At 66.4% G+C, this 17,739-nt stretch carries 20 protein-coding genes; 7 read left to right on the top strand and 13 right to left on the bottom strand.

All coding sequences use genetic code 11. The annotated features are described in order from the left end of the window. Positions 1 to 130: 130 nt before the first annotated feature. Positions 131 to 490, top strand: coding sequence for a helix-turn-helix domain-containing protein (locus tag A5688_RS28410; protein ID WP_082955102.1), 360 nt, complete (start codon positions 131 to 133; stop codon positions 488 to 490). After that, positions 487 to 1,434 (top strand): hypothetical protein, encoded by a 948-nt coding sequence (locus tag A5688_RS06580; RefSeq protein WP_067910839.1) that lies wholly within the window; start codon positions 487 to 489, stop codon positions 1,432 to 1,434. Before A5688_RS28410 ends, A5688_RS06580 begins: the two co-directional genes overlap by 4 nt. A 121-nt stretch (positions 1,435 to 1,555) precedes the next feature. Here A5688_RS06580 and A5688_RS06575 read toward each other — a convergent pair whose 3' ends face one another. The 3 genes from A5688_RS06575 to A5688_RS06565 all read right to left on the bottom strand — a co-directional run bounded on the left by A5688_RS06575 (position 1,556) and on the right by A5688_RS06565 (position 4,424). Beyond that, positions 1,556 to 2,557, bottom strand: coding sequence for a nucleotidyl transferase AbiEii/AbiGii toxin family protein (locus A5688_RS06575; protein ID WP_067910842.1), 1,002 nt, complete (start codon positions 2,555 to 2,557; stop codon positions 1,556 to 1,558). Next, on the bottom strand, positions 2,557 to 3,168 hold the full coding sequence (locus A5688_RS06570) for a hypothetical protein (protein WP_067910845.1): 612 nt from the start codon (positions 3,166 to 3,168) through the stop codon (positions 2,557 to 2,559). The genes A5688_RS06575 and A5688_RS06570 overlap by 1 nt, the downstream gene beginning before the upstream one ends. 482 nt (positions 3,169 to 3,650) lie before the next feature. Continuing rightward, complete coding sequence (locus A5688_RS06565; protein ID WP_067910849.1) at positions 3,651 to 4,424, bottom strand: NUDIX hydrolase; 774 nt, start codon at positions 4,422 to 4,424, stop codon at positions 3,651 to 3,653. An 88-nt stretch (positions 4,425 to 4,512) separates the two neighbouring features. On the opposite strand from A5688_RS06565, the gene A5688_RS06560 reads away from it, so the two are divergent. The 3 genes from A5688_RS06560 (at position 4,513) to A5688_RS06550 (ending at position 7,242) form a co-directional block, all read left to right on the top strand. Next, on the top strand, positions 4,513 to 5,493 hold the full coding sequence (locus tag A5688_RS06560; RefSeq protein WP_067910851.1) for a hypothetical protein: 981 nt from the start codon (positions 4,513 to 4,515) through the stop codon (positions 5,491 to 5,493). Between the two features lie 88 nt (positions 5,494 to 5,581). After that, positions 5,582 to 6,199 (top strand): protein-tyrosine phosphatase family protein, encoded by a 618-nt coding sequence (locus tag A5688_RS06555; protein ID WP_242660285.1) that lies wholly within the window; start codon positions 5,582 to 5,584, stop codon positions 6,197 to 6,199. Positions 6,200 to 6,201: 2 nt separating this feature from the next. Further along, a complete protein-coding gene (locus tag A5688_RS06550; RefSeq protein WP_067910854.1) occupies positions 6,202 to 7,242 on the top strand; it encodes a hypothetical protein in 1,041 nt (346 codons plus the stop codon). 840 nt (positions 7,243 to 8,082) lie between these two features. Here A5688_RS06550 and A5688_RS06540 read toward each other — a convergent pair. The 4 genes from A5688_RS06540 to A5688_RS06525 all read right to left on the bottom strand — a co-directional run bounded on the left by A5688_RS06540 (position 8,083) and on the right by A5688_RS06525 (position 10,869). Continuing rightward, positions 8,083 to 8,385 (bottom strand): DUF732 domain-containing protein, encoded by a 303-nt coding sequence (locus A5688_RS06540; RefSeq protein WP_067829574.1) that lies wholly within the window; start codon positions 8,383 to 8,385, stop codon positions 8,083 to 8,085. A gap of 735 nt (positions 8,386 to 9,120) precedes the next feature. Further along, positions 9,121 to 9,282 (bottom strand): hypothetical protein, encoded by a 162-nt coding sequence (locus A5688_RS27655; protein WP_165606888.1) that lies wholly within the window; start codon positions 9,280 to 9,282, stop codon positions 9,121 to 9,123. A gap of 435 nt (positions 9,283 to 9,717) precedes the next feature. Beyond that, complete coding sequence (locus tag A5688_RS06530) at positions 9,718 to 10,002, bottom strand: hypothetical protein (protein ID WP_067829585.1); 285 nt, start codon at positions 10,000 to 10,002, stop codon at positions 9,718 to 9,720. A gap of 75 nt (positions 10,003 to 10,077) precedes the next feature. Next, positions 10,078 to 10,869, bottom strand: a complete 792-nt coding sequence (locus A5688_RS06525) for a DUF732 domain-containing protein (RefSeq protein WP_067829589.1) — start codon at positions 10,867 to 10,869, stop codon at positions 10,078 to 10,080. Positions 10,870 to 10,995: 126 nt separating this feature from the next. Here A5688_RS06525 and A5688_RS06520 point away from each other — a divergent pair, with 126 nt between their 5' ends. Continuing rightward, positions 10,996 to 11,958 (top strand): transglycosylase SLT domain-containing protein, encoded by a 963-nt coding sequence (locus A5688_RS06520; protein ID WP_068268093.1) that lies wholly within the window; start codon positions 10,996 to 10,998, stop codon positions 11,956 to 11,958. Between the two features lie 12 nt (positions 11,959 to 11,970). On the opposite strand, the gene A5688_RS06515 is transcribed toward A5688_RS06520, so the two are convergent. From A5688_RS06515 to A5688_RS06495, 5 genes are all read right to left on the bottom strand, one after another. Next, complete coding sequence (locus tag A5688_RS06515; protein ID WP_067829598.1) at positions 11,971 to 12,210, bottom strand: hypothetical protein; 240 nt, start codon at positions 12,208 to 12,210, stop codon at positions 11,971 to 11,973. A gap of 121 nt (positions 12,211 to 12,331) precedes the next feature. Continuing rightward, positions 12,332 to 13,306 (bottom strand): MAP_0585 family protein, encoded by a 975-nt coding sequence (locus A5688_RS27885; protein WP_067913808.1) that lies wholly within the window; start codon positions 13,304 to 13,306, stop codon positions 12,332 to 12,334. Positions 13,307 to 13,348: 42 nt separating this feature from the next. After that, positions 13,349 to 13,819, bottom strand: coding sequence for a lipoprotein LpqH (locus tag A5688_RS06505; RefSeq protein ID WP_067913805.1), 471 nt, complete (start codon positions 13,817 to 13,819; stop codon positions 13,349 to 13,351). 182 nt (positions 13,820 to 14,001) lie between these two features. Then, positions 14,002 to 14,685: a S1 family peptidase gene (locus tag A5688_RS06500; protein WP_067913802.1), complete on the bottom strand. Its 684-nt coding sequence runs from the start codon at positions 14,683 to 14,685 to the stop codon at positions 14,002 to 14,004. Positions 14,686 to 14,762: 77 nt separating this feature from the next. Beyond that, a complete protein-coding gene (locus A5688_RS06495; RefSeq protein ID WP_207546616.1) occupies positions 14,763 to 15,638 on the bottom strand; it encodes an alpha/beta fold hydrolase in 876 nt (291 codons plus the stop codon). Between the two features lie 130 nt (positions 15,639 to 15,768). On the opposite strand from A5688_RS06495, the gene A5688_RS06490 reads away from it, so the two are divergent. Continuing rightward, complete coding sequence (locus A5688_RS06490; protein WP_067828169.1) at positions 15,769 to 17,265, top strand: amidase; 1,497 nt, start codon at positions 15,769 to 15,771, stop codon at positions 17,263 to 17,265. A 16-nt stretch (positions 17,266 to 17,281) separates the two neighbouring features. On the opposite strand, the gene A5688_RS06485 is transcribed toward A5688_RS06490, so the two are convergent. Beyond that, entirely contained in the window at positions 17,282 to 17,461 is a 180-nt protein-coding gene (locus A5688_RS06485) for a hypothetical protein (protein WP_067828173.1), read from the bottom strand. Positions 17,462 to 17,739 lie beyond the last annotated feature (278 nt).

Raw genomic sequence — 17,739 nt, 5'->3', positions numbered from 1 at the left:
TTCACGATGCCGGGAAGCAAGATGCACCCGGCCCGAGGGGGATTGCGCGGCCATAGGTTGCGACTGCGCCAAGTTCGTGCGGAGCAAATGTCGGCGGACGAAAGCGGTAGCGAAAGTGGAGGTGGCTGATATGAATTGGTATGAGAAAGCGGTCCGGGCTGCCGACCGGATCGACACGGCCCACACAACACCGTGGAAGTTGGCGAGTGCCTACGCCCTGCTGTCCATCGCAGAAAGCCTCGCGCGGCAGTTGCCAGTCAGCCGACAATCGGCGACTACGCGCCAGGAGCCAGCAGTTGCAGCGCCCAACGGCGAGATTCTTACCCTCGCCGAAGTGGCGGAGATGACACGACAGCAGCCGTCCACATTGCGGTGGTGGAGAGCGGCGGGCCATAGTGGACCTAAGTCATTCAAGCTCGGTCGGCGGGTGATGTACCGCCGCGCCGACGTTGAGCAGTGGCTGGCTACACGGGTGGACGGTGCAAGATGAGGGGCCAGGGCGCCGAGACGATCGAGAAATACCTCGACAAGGTTCTGCCCGGCACCTCAAACCGCCACACCGTCGAGCAACGGCCGCCAGCGATAGAGGCAAAGCAACGCCGCCTGCCCGGTAAGCCACGGCCAGCCGATGTCGTCCTTGCCGAATATGAGAGCCGCAACAGGAAACGACGGGAACACATCAAGCCTCCGCTTTGGAGGTTCTGGGCGCCCGACCCCAGCGACGTATTCCGGTGGCGTATCGAACTCGATTGCGGGTGTATTGAAGAACGGTTGAAGAACTCGTATTGCGCCGAGGGCAAAGTCAAGCCGGATAGCACCATCGCCACGTCTTCCGATTTTGACGGGTTGGCCCAGGAATGGTTGCCACCGGGCGAGTTCCTGTGCTGCGGCAAGCACCGAAAGAGGCTCAAGCCAATCCGCAATGTTGCCGATTGGGGCTACTGCGAGGTGCGGGAGTTCCCGGCCGATCCAGTCGAGCCGCCACAGATGTGGGCCGACCACCCCGACATATGGGCAGTCATCCAGCACCCCGAGCCGCACAAATCGGCGTTCTGGAAAACCCTGCTGGATTGTGGACACTTCGCCGACGTAGTTACCGATGTTGATTGGAAACCCGAAGACGGCCCGACCCATCCCACGCCCGAGCGGCTCAAGGAAATGCGGGCCGAGATGGCGGAGCTAGATAGGTGGCACAAGCACCTGCTGGACGCCGGCTGGCCTCGTCCCGCTCCATTCCACGAGTGCTACATGTGCTCTGTGGTGCGGAGGCTGGTGGCCTACGAACCCATCGATTGGGTTTCGCCCAGGCCAAAGCCCGTCAAGCCAATGAAACCCAAGCCCTCGCGCACGGCGCTGGAACGGCGTTTACAAAAGCTCGAGTCCGATGCTGCGCAGCTGCGGGAACAGCTGAGGAACCTTCCAATCGAGGATTGAGCCAAAAGGCTCCGACCCGCCTGTCATCTCTACCAAGCGGGTCGAGCGACAAGAACGGTGCACTTATGACGGGCTTCGCTACCCGAACTGTCAGTCGATTACGGATGTTCTTCGAGCGGCTTCAGAGCAATGCTGCGCGCGCGCCGATGGCGGCGATGCAATTGTCGAAAGCAGGGCGTGTGCCGTACACCAGTCCCATCACTTGGTTGTAGCCCCGATTTAGGACCGCCCGGCTGGGGTGCGATGGATCCACCAACGGGCTGCAACCGTACCCATCGTCGGGACGGGGAGTGAAGGTGAACTCTGCGGCGTGGCTGTGTTCGTCGATATCGGCGCACAACCGCATGACCCCATCAGTCCCGATCGCCTCGAGTTCTGCTACGACGTCGGGGCAGACGAGCATCTGGTGGACGTCGTAGATGTGCCGGCCTGCCTTCAGCAGCCGACCGTCACCTTCCTGTTCGTAACGTGATACTGCGTCGTGCAGCAACGCGAGCTTCTCCAGAAGTGTCCGAACCGGAGCCAGAACCTCGACGGCGACGGGGGCGAATTCGTCCCAGGTATCCTGTGATTCGTTGAGCTGGTGGATCGCGTAATCGGCGACCATCGAACGCAACTGGTGCTTTTGAGTGGGGTATGTGCCGCCACGGCAGCCCATTTCCAACAGCACGCCGGAACTCACGGGGCCGTGGTCGGGCACGGTTGAACCGGGATAGTGGTATCGCACGTTGCGTTTGACACCGGTGGTGGCTGCCTCGAGCGTCAACTGTGTGGCGTCCAACCTCAGATGGTCGGCCACGTCGTCACGAATGCCCTTGAGAACCTTGTCTTTGGCCCCAGGGCTTGCGTCCACATCGGGGAACCGCACCAGCAAATCGACGTCCTCGGAGAAGCGTTCGATTAGCCCATAGATACGGCTCAAGCTGGTGCCACCCTTAAAGATCGTGCCGGTCGGGTGCTTCGTTCCGTCTCTGGCTGTCAGCATGCGGGGCACGGTCGCGGCGCGCAGCACTTCGGTGACCCAGAAATCTTTCTCCAGGAAAGTCTGGTCGAGGGCGCGCGTAGCGGCTGCGGCGCCGATGAGGCCCTGAAGGTCTTCAGGGTGGTCGCGCAGCAGCGCCATTAAGCGGCCACGCCACGGCCGCGCAGCTCCTCGACGAGGTGGCTGAAGTGCGTCCTCGCAGCCGGTGACCGTTCTCCGTCAACCGCATCGCCGACCTGTTCTAGGCGGACGCGGCCATTGCGGACCGCGTCATCGGCGGCGTCGACGAGCGCGTTCCAGCCGTCGTCGACGGTCTGTTCCCAGTCACCGCGTAGCAACTCGAGCAGCGCGACCTCTGTCCATCTCAGGTCGCGGCGGCGCATGTTGTTGCGCTTGGACACCTTCAGTCCGTGCACCGTGGGTACGGGACCAGCAACGCTGAACGTCGGTTCTGCTGGGATCTGGGTGGTCAGCCCGAATGTCCGGGCAGCCGAGACGCCCACCGGTCCAGCGCCGATGGTTCCGAGCACCTGCACTGCGATCTGCTCGGCCGTCGGCCGCGTCATCCCGTACCGACTCCTGGCGCCCTTGAAGTAGAGGCCCTTGGCGATCGGCACCAGGTCGCCCGCTTTGTGGGCGCGTGACGCCGCACAGCTGGCAGCGGCGCGGCTGCCGGGCAGGTCATTGACTCGCACGAAGCTACCGACGGGCACCTCGGCGAGGGCCGCCCCTGGGGTCCGAACGTCCTTCATAACACCAAAGCGTACCGAAATTCTGTCATATGAGAAAGAGGGGTGTCGCTGACCAGGCATAACGTTGAGTATCTCGCCGCGGCCCTCGAGCTCGCGTACGTGTGACGCCGGAGCGCGTCGAATTTTGACGCGAGGCGGCGGCACTCGTCTAACACCGCCAGCGGCGGCCAGCGCGGCCAACAGCGAAGCGGAAGCCAGGCGGGCTGAGCATGCCCGCAAAATGCCCACAGTTACAGACATCTCACATGATCACCAGTAATGAACTTGCGCTGCTAGGAAGGATCTTCGTTCTCCCTTGCTGGCTCGTCAGGCAAGTTCAATCCCGACAGGAGAAGTACGAGTGCGGCCCACTCCGCCGGTCAAAGGGCGAAAAAGTCTGTCGGGCCATGCACTCGCCGCCGGTCGACCGCGCGACGCGATGAACCCCGGACAAGTCGCGCAACAACCCCATTAACCGGTGCACCCTCATTTACGAAGAGCTGTCAATCCTCGTCGGGGCGCTCCTTGGGCCGGCGCGGGCGCCGCAGCGGTGGCTGGGTCCGCCACGCACCGCCGGCGCGGAACAACTCCGGCGGCCGGCCGCCGCGCGGGCTGGCTTTGGCCCGCTGGCCGGTCGACACGACGTAGCTGTCCGGCGTAGCGGCCGACGGTGACGGCGGGGCCAGGCTGCGACGGAAGTTGGCCGGATCGATATCGGCGTGCCACAGCTCCTCGTAGACGCGCTGCAGGTCCGACAGCGCGAAAGTCTCGCCGACGAACGCCGTCGCCAGGCCGGTCTGCTCGAGTTGTTCAGCCGCCCGGTCTAGGGCGTCGGAGAGGATCCGTTGGTGGTCGAACGCCAGCGGGAGATTCCGCGCGTCGGCGACCGGCCAGAACCGGGCAGCGGCGGCATCGGTGTCGGCCCGCGGGCTGCCAGGGTCCGGCGTCACCGCGAGGTAGGCCACCGTGACCACGTTAGTGCGCCGGTCACGCCCGGGGTCGCCGTAGGCACGGAACTGCGCCAGGTGTTTGGGTGCGATCACCGTGGTCTCTTCGCGCAGTTCGCGCCGTGCTGCATCGTCGAGAGTCTCGTCGGGCCGTTTGAATCCACCGGGCAGCGCCCACGCGTCGGCATACGGTTCGCCGCCGCGCTGGACCAGCAGCACCTGCAGGCGGCCCTCCCGCATGGTCAGGATGACGATGTCGACGGTAACGGCAAAGGAGGGGTAGGCCGAAGCGTCGTAGCCCTCCGGGGCGCCCGGCCGTGGCGTGTTCATGGGCCCAGCGTATCGGGATACTTGTCAAAACGACAAATACCTATTATGGTCATTCAGACAAATATTTGTCGGAAGCCGGAGGTAAGCAATGACGAAACCCATCCACACCAACAAGACCGTCATCGTCCTCGGCGATCGCGACACCGCGACGCGAGCGGCCAAGTTAACGGAAAAGGCAGCCGAACACGGCGCGACGATCACCGAGACCCACGCCTTCGACATGGGCGAGGCGGCCTCGCACCACGACCTCACCGACGTCGAGGAAGTGGTCACGGCACTGCGCAGTGCCATCAGCACCCGCACCGACATCTGGGTCCCGTTCCCCATGCCGGACCTCTGCCGCGAGCAGCATGTACGCCGCCTGAGCCTGGTCCTGCAGCGCCACGGACTCGACCTGTTGTTGGGCCGCGAACTAGCGCCGTGCCCGACCACCGGTGGGTACAACGAGGTCGACTTCGCCTTGCGGTCTGAGGTCCGTGCGGTCGACACCCTCGACCACGCGGCCATCGCCAGCGCCGGCATGGTGACGCTGAGCGAAGAGATCGAACGGGCACTGACCGAAGCCGCTGAACAGTCACCCGAATCACCCGCCGGGCCAACCAATGAGCCGGCCGACGATGCCGACGTCCCCGAGAAGTCCTTCAGTACCACCGAGGCCGCGCAGTTCTTCGGCGAGTCCGTGCAGTGGATCTACTCGGGACTGCGCGAAAAGCTCTTCACCCACCTGGACGGTTCAGCCATCGAACCGATCCGCGTCGGCACGAGCGGCCGGCGACGGTTCACCATGGCGGTCCTGCGCGACATGGCCCTGTCATGTTATCGGCGGGGCATCTTCAGCCAAGACCAACTGGAGGAGGTGCTGGCAAAGTTGTCCCTCGCTGAGATCGCCCAACTGGCCGCCGATTTGGCCGCCAAAGAGACCGCGGCCAAGGCCATCCGCACCACCCTGAGCGGGAAGATCGTCCAGGCCAAAGACGCTGGCCTGTCCAGCTATGCCATCGCCAAGGAGGCCGGGCTGTCCCAGCCTCGCGTCATGCAGATCATCAAGGGCTCCAAAGAACACGCCTAGACGAGCCTCGCTCAAGCCCAGCGTGTGCCTGTCGGCATGACCGCATCCACAACCGCATACCCGACCCATTCAACGAAAGGCAACAGCATTGACATTCGGCCCCACTCTCCCCGAAACCCTCGTCCCTGAGATCGCGCGCCCTTACACCCCGTCCTGGCCGCACGACCAGATCCTGCACGCCTGGTGGGTGCAGCCGGGACGGCTGCTGGCCGGCGAGTACCCCGGTTCGATCGATCCGGTCGAAAGCGCCCGCAAGCGGACGGTCCTGCTCGACGCTGGCGTCGACTCCTTCGTGGATCTCACCGAAGTTGGCGAACGGGCCAGCGGCGGGCAGAGATTGACGCCCTATCACCACCTCCTGTGCGCGGAGGCCGACTCCCGCGGTCTCACGTTGCCCAGACATAGCCGCCGCCCCATCCCCGACACGTACATCATCGACGATGCGGGATACGACCGGATCCTCGGGCACATCCGCGGCGAGCTCGACGCCGGCCGAGTGGTCTACGTCCATTGCTGGGGCGGCAAAGGCCGCACCGGAACCGTAATCGGAGCCTGGCTCATCGACAACGAAGGGCTCGACTACGAGTCCACGTTGGCGCGCATGCAGGAATTGCGGTGCGGAACCCGCAAAGCCGACCACCGGGTTCCAGACACCGAAGTACAGGACGACGTTCTCCGGCGCCGGGCCGCGCGGAAGGGAGCGTGAGCATGTCGGGACACCGTTCAACGCCACGCCCGGTCACCTCCGGCGACTGGTTCGAACACCTCATGGGATTCACCGAAGAGGCTGGCTACGACGCCACCCAGCGCCGGTTGCTCGTCGATGGCGATGAGCTGGTGTCTGCCGTGAACGGCAACCGGTACGGCATCGGGGAGTTGACGCTGCCGACGCTAGCGCAACTGCGTGAGCGGGTGAATCCGACCGGACACCAACGCAGTTCGGTGGGAATCGTGGTCGGAGACGTCCGCGCCCTGCATAGCGATCCCGCCTTCGAGGGCGCCCTGTTCCAGGTCGCCTCGCAATTCAACCTGCTGGAGATGACCTCGCAAGACGTCACTCCCGAGCAAGGGGTGGGGCGCTACGCCTACGACCCCACCCAGGGGCCCGCATGCGCGATGGCCGCCGGCGCGGCAACGATCTACCGCAACTACCGCGTTCCGGTCGGCGACGGGATCGGTCAGACCCGTAAGCGTCAACTCGACGCGCTGGCCGGACTCGGCGCGGCGTTGTCGGACGCGATAGGGCTGCCGGTCAGCAGGTTGTGGCGTATGCAGAACGGATACGCCCTATGCGGCAGAGAGGGTCTCGCGGCGATCACCGCACTGCTGAACACGGCACCTGAAGACCTGGTCGACACGCTGCGCGGCCACCTAGCCATCGGAATGCACCGTGACGTCGAGGTCACCGATGGAGCGCGCCGGCGGGTCTCGCAGGCCTTCTGCTCGGCGCTTCCGGTCGCCTATTCGCCGCAGCCCCCGCGTGACTGGGAGCCCTTCGCGCGGTTGGTCCTACAGGCCGCTTACGAAGCGACGCTGCTGGCCGCGGCCGAGCAGGCCAGCAAAGGCGGCTCCAACACCATTCTGCTGACCCGGTTAGGGGGTGGCGCCTTCGGCAATGAAGACCACTGGATCGACAGCGCCATCGAACGCGCCTTCGCCATTGTCGAGCATGCGGGCCTGGACATTCGGATCGTGAGCCGCGGCCAGGTCAGCCCCGCAGTCCAGGCAATCGTCGAGCGGTGGCGCTGACGGCACCACCGGGCAAGCGCCATGCTCACCTGGAGCTTTCACCCGGGCGGCTCACGTCCCACCAAGAGACATGCCACTACCGCGCCGCCGCCAACGGCCGCACCCTGGCTCACGAGTGCTACGGGTCGCGTTCGCGAAGGGACGTAAAGTTCCGAATCGAGAGGGTTTTCTGGCCGGTTGCGCTGACGTGGCGAGCAACTTCGCGCTCGCCCCAGTTGAGCGCTGAATCGTGGCCGGGGGCCGGAGGCCTAGCTGATCTCGAACAGGTCGTGACACTGCCGTTGCGGTTCTGACGGATCATGCTTGTCCAGGCGGCGGCACTGGCCCTCTTCTTCCTTTTCGCACCGCGAGCTACTGCCCCGCTCAGAAGTGCCCCGTGCCCCCATCTCCGCGTGCACACGGACGCTGGCGCCAGCATCGGCGATGCCCGCCATGCCCAAGACGTAGCGAAGTCCGTCGGATGTGATTCTGGCGTGAACCGCTACGCCCCTGCCCACAAATTGCCCCCAACTTGCCTGCAGTTACAGATATCTCCCGCTATCGCCGGTGATGAACTTTCGCTGCTAGGAGGGGTTTTCGCCCTCTCCCGCTGGCCCGTCGGGCGAGTTCAATCCTGACAGGGGGCTCCGACTATGCTCAGGCGTTTGCGCGGGTAGACGGCGCTTTATCCTTATTTGGCGGTCCAGCCCGCAGCCGCGCGTCAACTCGTCGCGATATTGGGCACGCTCTCGAAGCGGACGCAGCGGCGTGGGAAGCTCGCGGTCGTCAAGTCGATACTGAGAAAGTCGGCGCGCCTACGTAGTTGACACTTCGAGGCTTACCGTTGATGACCACCGCCGCCTACGGGCAGAACGCCCGCTTGGCCGCGCCGATGATCCAGCTCGCGTCGGCGCGGCTGACGTTGCCGGATACTGCCCCGGCCACATCCAGCTCGGTGCTGATTTCGTCCTTGCCCTGAGCCAGCTCCCGGCAGGCCATGTGACCAGCGGCAATGGCGGTGTTCATGTCGGAGATGTGCTGGCTGACGTTATGGCTGTCCAGGTAGGCGATGAACATCTGGTCCTGCTGCGTGTTCGCCTGCGCCACCGGGGCGCAGGCGATCCCCGCCGCCAGGACGGCGGGGATCAGCACTGCTTTGGTCATCCTGTCTCCTAACCGCCGTTCGTCACCATCGCCTTGCCCGGGTGGCCCGGGTCCGCAACTATGTCCCCGGAGCAGGGCACTTGGTTGGTAGCAATCGACATGACGTGGCAGTGGGCCGTTCTCGACATGAGCGGGCTCGCTCCGGGGCTAGCGCAGTCGTACCCCGACTGCATCAAGGCAGTCGGGTCGGTGACACCCGCGTTCTGTAGGGCGCTGGTGCAATCGACGCAGATTTGCCCACCTTGCTTGCAGGGCGGCACTGAACTGTTGGCGACTTGGGGGCCGTTGTACTGCTCGCAAATCTGCTTCATGGTTCCGCTGACCGGATCAAGGACCATCGAGCAGGTGGAGTTGGCGTGGGGGGCGACGCTCGTCAGCACCGCGTACGGCACCAGGGCTATGGCGGCGGCAATCACTATTCTCATTGGTGCGCTCCATGCAGCTCGTCCTCACACCGCTGAATGTCGCCGGGCACGTGATACTGCGCGCACTGCGGGTCTGGTGCGCCTTGCGGCGGCAGAACCGGCACCACTCCGGGCGGTGGCTCGGCAGGCACCCCCGCCGCCCGCGCCGAGGCTAGACACCCCCCTACGATCTGGGACTGGACGCTGGCGGGAAGGGTGTAAAAGCTCGGCGCTTGCACCGAGCACGCGGGGGCGGCGTGGGCGGTCCCCATCGTGAGCGATGTGAACCCGATGGCTGCGGCAGCCGCCGCGCCGATCAATAGTGTTCTCACTACGCCGCTCCCCTTCCCTGCCGGCGCTCTTGCTCGCGCGCCTTCAGGTCTCTGATCTGGAGCTTCCGCAACTGGTGCTGCTTGCGGAACTGATAGACGGCAAAGCTCGGGATGCCGACGAAGATGAGGAGGATAACCAGCACGACGATTAATGATCCCATTTGAGACTCCTTGTATGCCCCCAAAGCGGTCCCCGATTACTGCGCTGCATCTCCCTTCGCCGGACCGTCTGGAATCTGCTCAGTGTCACACTTTGCGATGAAGTTCTTCAGAGTTTGAACAAACAGGTTGTAGTTACTTCCGCTTTGTGTTATCGGCATTACTGCCCAAGCGGTTGTCGCGCACAGTGACCACTCGCGGCGCTCATCCCAGCAGCGAATCCGCCACGCCTATCGACGGCAGCGGCCCACCCCGCACCCGCGCCGCACGCCGAAGGGCCACCACCAGTCGTAGCTCGGAGTCGATGGCCTCGATGTCGCGCACGCCCGGAGCATAGGTTCGTTCGGTTAAGGCGACACTTCAGCTGCGGCGAAAGCGGTGCCGCTGAGAGCCGCCGCAGGGGGCTCCACGAGCCTGTTTTGCGTCGGCGCGCAACGTCATCCGTCAGCGGCGTCGGCTGCGGCGATCAACGCCCTGCCCAGCTTCCGGGCTTCGGCCGGCGCGATGATCGGGGTATCGGGACAGTCGATGACGACCTGGCACTCCGCGCGCCCGTCAACGTATTGCCGCCCGATGACGGAGACCACGATATCGACCGGTGGCCCGTCGCCGGCGTGGTTGATACTCCACTCCGGGCCGTCGAACACCCGGAAGGCCGCCCCGATGTTGTCCCACTCGTCGACCATGGTTGCCCCTGTCGGCGGTGCCAGCTTGGTTTTCATGGCTAGATCGTTTCCGCGATCCCGGGCGCGGGCACGAGTATTGCGGTACCCCACTTGTGCTGACACGGTCACCGATCAGGGATGGCCCGGGATGGCGTCCAGGCCGCCTTCAATGTCGTGCAGTTTCCCTTGGATGCCTTGCAGATTCCGTTCGATGTCCTGCAAATCAGACAACGATTTCTGATAATCCGGCTGCATCGGGTCCGGACCCGTAGGCCGGGACTTGGGGCAGTATGACACGATGGCGCCCGCGGTGACCTTCGCGCTTTGATCCGCGTCCCAGATCGAATTCCGCTGCACAAACCCGACCGCGTCCGCGAAGCTCGGTTGGTGCGTCAGGAAATCGCACACCGCGTGCCCTTGGTTCGTCACGTATTCCTGGCTGGGAACCGGCACGCCTTCCCGCCGCAACGCGGCGACGAACGCCGAGTCGACCGCGTCGACTGCCGGAGCGGATGCCTTCGGTGCAACCGGCGTGGAGGGTGCGGCCGACGGCGGGGGGTCCTCCGGTTGTGCCGACGTATCGGACCGGTGCAGCGCGAACATCACCACCACCGCGGCGACGGCGGCTACCAGCGATAACGGCAACGCCGCGAAGAGGCCCACGCGCCGCAGCGCAGCACCCGTTCGTCGCCGCCGCGTGAGGGTGCGCGTGGCGCCATCCCGCGTCGGGGCGGCGGCGGCCGCGAACTCGGCTTCCCAGTCCTCTACCGCGTCGACACCGGACATCCCCGCGCCGTGGGCCAAGATTTCGTCGAGCAGCGCGTCGGCCTCCAGGGACGAGGGCTGACCACCCTGCTCGCGGATCGCTTGACGCCGCAGCGCGATGAGCCGCAATTCCGAGTCGATCTTCTCGCGGTCGCGCATATCAACCAGTTTGAGAGCGCCGAGCGATTGTCACAACACTCGACGTAGAGAAAGACCGTCACCTCGTTGAACTCACGCGGTCCGATGCGACAGACTCGCTTCAGGCCAACCGTTGGGATCGAGGCAATGATCACCGTGAGCCGTAACCGGCGCACCGCCCCGCTCGTCGTCGGCGCGATCATGTTCGCGCTCGTCGCGTGTTCGGCCTCGCATCCGTCGACCGCCACCGGCCCGAGCCCGACCACCCGCCCCGCCGCACCACCGCCCCCTCCACCGACGACCCGCATGGTGCCCGCCGACGCGGGTACGCCCGGCGGCGCGCAGCCCCGCCTCGCGTCGGACCCCGCGCAGTTGGCCGACGACCTTGTCGCAGACGAGCGCGCGCTGCGCGACCCGGGGACACCGGAGCCGGCGCTGACCGCGGCCGCGCATCGCGAGCAGGCGGCCTACCGCGCCATCGGCCGCCACCCGGAATGGGATGCCACCACACGCCCGCGCATCCCGCCGGAGTTGGCCGATGTCTACGACCGCAACGTCGACGCCCGCCGGCAACTCACGGCGCTGACCCAGGTGCGGGCAACCCTGCCGGCATGGCGCATCGAGCCGCCGGCACCGGCCGACGAGCTGATGAACTACTACCACCAGGCGGAGGCGGAATCCGGGGTCGGCTGGAACTACCTGGCCGCCATCAACTTCGTCGAGTCGCGCTTCGGCAGCATCGTCGGTGCGAGCACCGCCGGCGCTCAAGGCCCCATGCAGTTTCTGCCCTCGACGTTCGCCGGCTACGGCCAGGGCGGTGACATCCACTCGCCCCACGACAGCATCCTGGCGGCGGGCCGCTACCTGGCCGCCAACGGCTTCGCCAACGACCGCGATCACGCCATCTACGGCTACAACCACGCCAACGAATATGTGCGCGCGGTCGACCAGTACGCCGCGCTGATCGCGGCCGATCCTGCGACGTTCGCCGCCTTCTACCGGTGGGACGTCTATTGCCTCACGACGGCCGGCGACGTGCTGCTGCCCATCGGCTACGACGCGTCGTCACCAATCCCGGCCGCCGATTACGTGGCATCCCACCCGCAGTAGACCGTCGCGACGTCACACATACTTGCGGGCGATGTCCTGCAGGTGCGATCGCACATCTTGGCCGGTGGCCTTCTCGAGCCTGATGCCCAGCTCGCCGGCGAGATTGACGAAGCCCATCAACAGCATGATGTCGCCGTCGGGGTCATCGATCACGTTCTCGACCAGCCGGTTCCAGGTGAATTCGTGGCCGCTGTCGGACGACCAGGCCGTCATGACGTCGATGGCCCGGCGAACGTTCTCTCTCACGTCCATCTACCGGAGCCTGCCATGCCGGTGCTCCCGCCGCAGGATCGAGACGAAGCCCGAAGACGGCTCAGCGGGCGCGCCGAATGACGGCTGCGCCCGCCGACACCGACGGTCGATCGGTACTGAATCAGTACAGGGGCACCCAAACCCCGAAGAACCAGTAACCCCAACCCCCGTACTGCCAGTTGTAGACCGGGATGGCGGTGAAGGTGTTGTAGTTGAACGGTCCGAAGTCGCCCCGTGCCGCCGCCACGTCACGCGGCGGTCCGCCCCACGGCCGGTTCCAGCCTCCCGGAGGCGGCGGACCGTCCCAGCCCCCTGGAGGTGGCGGGCCCTCCCAGTACGGCGGCGGGTGGCCGGGAGCCCGGCCGTCGTTCCAGCCGTAGCCGTGCTCGCGCGGCGGCGGCGGCGCGCCGTGGCCGACGATGCTGAATTGGACATCGCCGGCGGGGCCGCCTATCTGCGCGCTGGCGGTGACCGTGTCGTGGCGCGGAATGTAGGCCGGGTGCGGAGGCTGAGTGTCCGGCGGATTCAGCGACGCATACCGCTGCCTGTTGTTCGGCGGCGGGTTCTGGGTGTTGGCCGGCGCATTGGTCTGCCCGCCCTGCGGCGGGTTTTGACCGTGCTCGTTGGGCGGATTGTTCTGACCGGTCTGCGGCGGGTATTGCCCATGCTCATTGGGCGGAGTGTTCTGCCCCGTCTGGCCCGGGTACTGACCGTGCTGGTTGGGCTGCGGCGTGTTCTCGCCACCCTGCGGCGGGTTGGCCTCGCCACCCTGCGGCGGGTTGGTCTGACCGCCCTGCGGGGGGTTCGTCTGACCGCCCTGTTGCGGCGGGCTGTTGTGCCCACCCGGCGCGGGGGCGCCACCGCCGCCACCGCCCTGCGCGGGGGTACCACCGCCGCCACCGCCCTGCGCGGGGGCGCCACCGCCCCCACCACCGGGCGCGGGGGCACCACCGCCACCACCGCCGCCGCCGCCGTGGCAGCCCGGGCACGGCGGCGGCGGGTCGAGCGGAGCCGAGTAGGCCGACCCGGCGCCCAGCGTCGCCGCGGAGATACTCAGGCCAGCGGCCAACGCGGCGGCGCTGACGACACGTTTCATAGACATAGCTGCGTCCCCCCCTTGGGAGTTATCTCACCTGCACTACGGGCAGGTGACGTCCAACTCGAATGGCTTGGTTACCTGCTGCGGTCGCTGCGGGTTACTCATGTCGGTGCCGGTAGCGGTGCCCTTGATCGCCCAGACCTTGCCGTTGACCGCGGCCCCGGCATTGCCGCTCTGGTTGGGCGCGGCGTCGGAAAAACCGAGTGCGACCCCGTTGACGGTGCCCAGCCCGACGGAGTGCACCAGCGGCGGGTTGCCGTTGCTGACCACTGCGCCCAATCCGGCGGTCGGGTCACCGATGCCGATGGTGATGTTGTCGCCCGCGGCGTTGCAGGTGACCTGCCCGCTGATGTTTTGGTTCTGGCCGTCGACGGTGAGCACCGGACCCGCTGCCGCCGCCGCAGACGACGAGCCCGACGATCCGGTACTCGACTTGTTGCTCGAACATCCGGCGCTGGCCGCGAGCACCACGGCCACGCCGGCTACGCCAACCACGATCCCACGCTTCACTGCTTCCCCTTCGTGTCGCTGGTTCCGCTGCCTCTTCACGTTGGCCGCGTCAGTTACGGGTGGACTACCTCAGTCCCTGCGGGCCGACGCGTTACGGCCGGTCCACCTGATACCCGGTACTCGAGAAATGCAAACGCCACGTTACGTGCCGCCGGATGGCCTGCTCACGCTGCCGTGACCGCTCATGGAAGGACGTGAAGCCCCCACTTTCCCAGCAGCGGATTGATCAGCATGAAGTAGGTCGTGTAGTCATCCCCGTCGGGCGACGACATCAACAGCCCGACCGCGCTGACGGTGCCGTCCGGGTTCATCACGAAGCCGGGACTGCCGCTGTCGCCGTCCAGGCTGAACACGCTGGCTTCGACGACGTCGCCATTGATGCCCTTGACGGCACCGCACGTCTCACCGGTCACCGCGCCGATCTTGCAGAACGGCATGCCGACCTGAATCTGCTGGCGGCTCAACACATCCCGAACCTGATACCGGCCGCCGACATCACCGACCGGCATGCCGACACTCGGGTCCAGCCGGATGATCGCGGCGTCTCGCTTATCACCCTCATGCTCGCTGGCCGAGATTCTGCCGAGCGGAGCATCGTTGCCGTACGTCCATTCGGCACCATCGTGCGCGTCGCAGTGGCCGCTGGTCATCAGGTAGTAGCTGCCGTCGGAACCCTGCGCGGCGAATCCCGCTGTGCACCTGCCGGATTCATGATCGACTCCGATCCCCGGCGACGGCGGCGGCGACGGCAGAGCCGGGGGCGGCGCACCCAGAGCGGTTTTCGCCACCGTCGTCGCGGCCACGATCACCGCCCCTAGGAGCCCCAACCCCCGCACCAACGGTTTGGTCACGCCGTCCCTTTCCATCCGCTTGCGCCCGGCAGATAGTAGCAGCGCCGCCAACCTGAAATGACGTGGCGGCCAATCCGTTCCGGGCACGTGGCTCACCCGGCGTCGACATGCCGGGCGAGGAAGGCCAGCACGGCGCCGGCGAATATGTCGTTGCGGTCGCCGGCCACCATGTGTCCCGCGCCGCGGACATCGGTGAATTCGACATCCGGGAAACGCTGAAGGAATTCGTCGGCACGCTCCTGGCTGACCAGGTCGCTCATCTGACCACGGATCAGCAAGATGGGCACCCTGCTGCGCAGGATCGCCGCGACGGCGGCGTGCATCCGATCGGGATCGGTGACCTCAAAGGGCGGGAAAGCCGCAGTGCCACTGATGAACTGGGGATCCCAATGCCAGTACCAGCGATCGCCACGGCGACGCAGGTTGGTGGTCAGGCCTTCCAGATCGGTTGGTCGCGGCCGGTGCGGGTTGTATTCGGCGATCGCATCGGCAACCTCGTCGAGTGAGCTGAAGCCCGAGTCCACCCGGTCCGACATGAAGGCGTGTATCCGGTTCGCCCCGGACTGGTCCATGTTCGGCACGATGTCCACCAACACGACCGCACTCGCGATGCCCGGGGACAACTCCCCGGCGAGCAGCATCGACGTGAAGCCACCCAGGGAGGCACCGACCAGGACCGGCTGCGGGGGCAGCGTGCGCAGCACCTCTTGAACATCAGCGGCGAAACTGACGACGCGATAGTCGCCGTCGTCGGACCAGTCCGATTCACCATGGCCCCGCAGGTCGACGGTAACGGCCTGCCACCCGCGCGCGGCGACGGCGGCGGCAGCCTTGCCCCAGGACCGGCGGGTCTGCCCGCCGCCGTGCAGGAAGACCACGGCGCGCGCGTGCGGATCCCCGAGGCGGTCGGCGACGATCTGAACGCCGCCGGGACCCTGGATCGTGAACGGTTCGGCTGCCGTGGGCATCAGGTGATACTAAGGCGCCCCCACGAAATGGTCGCGTTGGCTTAACGTCAACAACATGCGGCGGCGTCAATAAGTGGGACGTCGGCCAATGCCGGTGCCGCGAGAATCGGACCGGAGCGAAGGAGAAGGCATGCGCCTCGACGAGTACATGTCGCTGGATGCGACCGCTTTGGCCGAGCTGGTCGAGCGAAAGGAGGTGACTGCGGCGGAACTTCTCGCATTGGCGCGGCAACGGGCCGATGCGGTGAATCCCCGGCTCAACGCCATCGTCTGCCGCCTCGATGACGCCGCCGACCGGCAAGCCGCCGACCCGAACCTGAGCGGGCCGTTCGCCGGTGTGCCATTCCTGCTCAAAGACCTCGGCCAGGAATACCGCGGCTTTGCGACCTCGTGCGGGTCCCGCTCGCTGGCCCATGACGTGGCCGACCGGCACGCGCTGGTCACGCAGCGGTTCCTCGACGCGGGCCTGGTGATCTTCGGAAAGACCAACACCCCGGAGTTCGGGGCCAAGGGCGTGACGGAACCCGACTATTGGGGCCCGGCCCGCAACCCGTGGAACACCGGGCACACGCCCGGCGGCTCGTCGGGCGGATCCGGGGCGGCGGTGGCGGCGGGCATCGTTCCGGCCGCCGGCGCCAACGACGGCGGCGGGTCGATCCGCATCCCCGCCGCCTGCAACGGGCTGGTCGGCCTCAAGCCCAGCCGGGGATTGGCACCCTACGGTCCGCAGAGCGGTGAACTGATGCTGGGCATGGCAACCCAGGGGGTGGTTTCGCGTACCGTGCGCGACAGCGCGGCACTGCTCGACGCGATCGTCGGACCCGACCCGAGCGCCGCCTACCGAGTTGCACTGCCCGACAAGCCCTTTGGCGAACAAATCAAGCATCGTCCGGGGACGCTGAGAATCGGGTACTCGGCACGCTCGGCCATTAACGAGAAGCCGGACCGCGAGGCCGTCGCCGCGGTCGAGAAAGCCGCGGCGCTCCTTGCCGAATTGGGCCATCGGGTCGAAGAGGTCGCGCCGCCCTACGACGACGCCGCGCTGGGGCGGGACTTTTTGACCATCTGGTTCGCCCAGTTGCACCAGCAGGTCGCCGACATCAGACAGCGAACCGGCGCGCGCGACAGCGACTTTGAAGCCGACACTCTGGCCATCGCCGAACTCGGCCGGTCCAATGGCGCACTGCCGGTGATGTCCGCGCTGGAAAACAGGAACGCCTACATCCAATCCCTGGCGACATTCCACGACAGCTACGACTTCTTTTTGACCCCCACCCTGGCCACCCCTCCCCTCGCGGTCGGCGCCACCGCGACGTCGGCCGTGTTGCAGCGGGTGGCCCGGCTAATCAGCAAGGTGCGAGCCGGAAAACTGATGGGGCTCAGCGGAATTCTCGATGACCTCATCCAGGAGAGTCTGGGCTGGGTGCCCTACACGCAGCTGGCCAACCTCACCGGCCGTCCGGCGATCAGCGTGCCGCTGCACTGGACGGATGCCGGTCTTCCGCTGGGTGTGCAATTCGTCGGGACGCTGGGCGCAGACGGCGATCTGCTGCAGTTGGCCGCGCAACTCGAAGAGGCGCGCCCCTGGGCCCACCGGCATCCCGCACCCGCCGCGACACCGAATTAGACTTTGGCTGAAGGGTTTACGCGGCAGGCCCGGGGTCTTCGGAGCCGCGTTGTCCTCGTCCCCACAGGCTGGCGAAGCGCCGGGCGATGTTGCCCAGGCGGCCGCCCGCGTGCTGCGAGGCCTTGATGCGGCCGAGGGCTTCGCGCCCCTCGCTCGCGTAGTCCTTGACCGTTTCGTCGCCTTCCTCGGCACGCATGTCTGCCTCCAATGGTGTTCGTTGTTCCGGCACCTGACGCTGCGGCGTCGGGCCCCGGGCGGTTCGGTCGGCGCGAGCCGATCCGGCGTCTCCGCTCTGGCATCTCGCAACGGCCCGGTTTCGGCGGCTCCGACTGCCCGCGCTCAACGCGGCGTACCCGCCGCACCCGGGCACCCAAACGCGCGCGGCGCCGCTGCTAGCTGTACCCGGCAGTCAGGTTGGTGACAGTCGGCTGACCGGGGGTTGACCTCCGATGGCTGAGTGGCGTCGTTGATTGT

The sequence above is a fragment of the Mycobacterium mantenii genome (assembly GCF_001667865.1).
In the GTDB taxonomy this organism is placed as follows: domain Bacteria; phylum Actinomycetota; class Actinomycetes; order Mycobacteriales; family Mycobacteriaceae; genus Mycobacterium; species Mycobacterium mantenii_A.
Note: the sequence above shows the minus strand (reverse complement) of the source record. Positions and strands in the feature narration are given on the sequence as shown.

Coding starts and splice junctions, on each gene's coding strand:
- A5688_RS28410 (WP_082955102.1), top strand. CDS start 131: ATGAATTGGTATGAGAAAGCGGTCCGGGCTGCCGACCGGATCGACACG.
- A5688_RS06580 (WP_067910839.1), top strand. CDS start 487: ATGAGGGGCCAGGGCGCCGAGACGATCGAGAAATACCTCGACAAGGTT.
- A5688_RS06575 (WP_067910842.1), bottom strand. CDS start 2,557: ATGGCGCTGCTGCGCGACCACCCTGAAGACCTTCAGGGCCTCATCGGC.
- A5688_RS06570 (WP_067910845.1), bottom strand. CDS start 3,168: ATGAAGGACGTTCGGACCCCAGGGGCGGCCCTCGCCGAGGTGCCCGTC.
- A5688_RS06565 (WP_067910849.1), bottom strand. CDS start 4,424: ATGAACACGCCACGGCCGGGCGCCCCGGAGGGCTACGACGCTTCGGCC.
- A5688_RS06560 (WP_067910851.1), top strand. CDS start 4,513: ATGACGAAACCCATCCACACCAACAAGACCGTCATCGTCCTCGGCGAT.
- A5688_RS06550 (WP_067910854.1), top strand. CDS start 6,202: ATGTCGGGACACCGTTCAACGCCACGCCCGGTCACCTCCGGCGACTGG.
- A5688_RS06540 (WP_067829574.1), bottom strand. CDS start 8,385: ATGACCAAAGCAGTGCTGATCCCCGCCGTCCTGGCGGCGGGGATCGCC.
- A5688_RS27655 (WP_165606888.1), bottom strand. CDS start 9,282: ATGGGATCATTAATCGTCGTGCTGGTTATCCTCCTCATCTTCGTCGGC.
- A5688_RS06530 (WP_067829585.1), bottom strand. CDS start 10,002: ATGAAAACCAAGCTGGCACCGCCGACAGGGGCAACCATGGTCGACGAG.
- A5688_RS06525 (WP_067829589.1), bottom strand. CDS start 10,869: ATGCGCGACCGCGAGAAGATCGACTCGGAATTGCGGCTCATCGCGCTG.
- A5688_RS06520 (WP_068268093.1), top strand. CDS start 10,996: ATGATCACCGTGAGCCGTAACCGGCGCACCGCCCCGCTCGTCGTCGGC.
- A5688_RS06515 (WP_067829598.1), bottom strand. CDS start 12,210: ATGGACGTGAGAGAGAACGTTCGCCGGGCCATCGACGTCATGACGGCC.
- A5688_RS27885 (WP_067913808.1), bottom strand. CDS start 13,306: ATGAAACGTGTCGTCAGCGCCGCCGCGTTGGCCGCTGGCCTGAGTATC.
- A5688_RS06500 (WP_067913802.1), bottom strand. CDS start 14,685: ATGGAAAGGGACGGCGTGACCAAACCGTTGGTGCGGGGGTTGGGGCTC.
- A5688_RS06495 (WP_207546616.1), bottom strand. CDS start 15,638: ATGCCCACGGCAGCCGAACCGTTCACGATCCAGGGTCCCGGCGGCGTT.
- A5688_RS06490 (WP_067828169.1), top strand. CDS start 15,769: ATGCGCCTCGACGAGTACATGTCGCTGGATGCGACCGCTTTGGCCGAG.
- A5688_RS06485 (WP_067828173.1), bottom strand. CDS start 17,461: ATGCGTGCCGAGGAAGGCGACGAAACGGTCAAGGACTACGCGAGCGAG.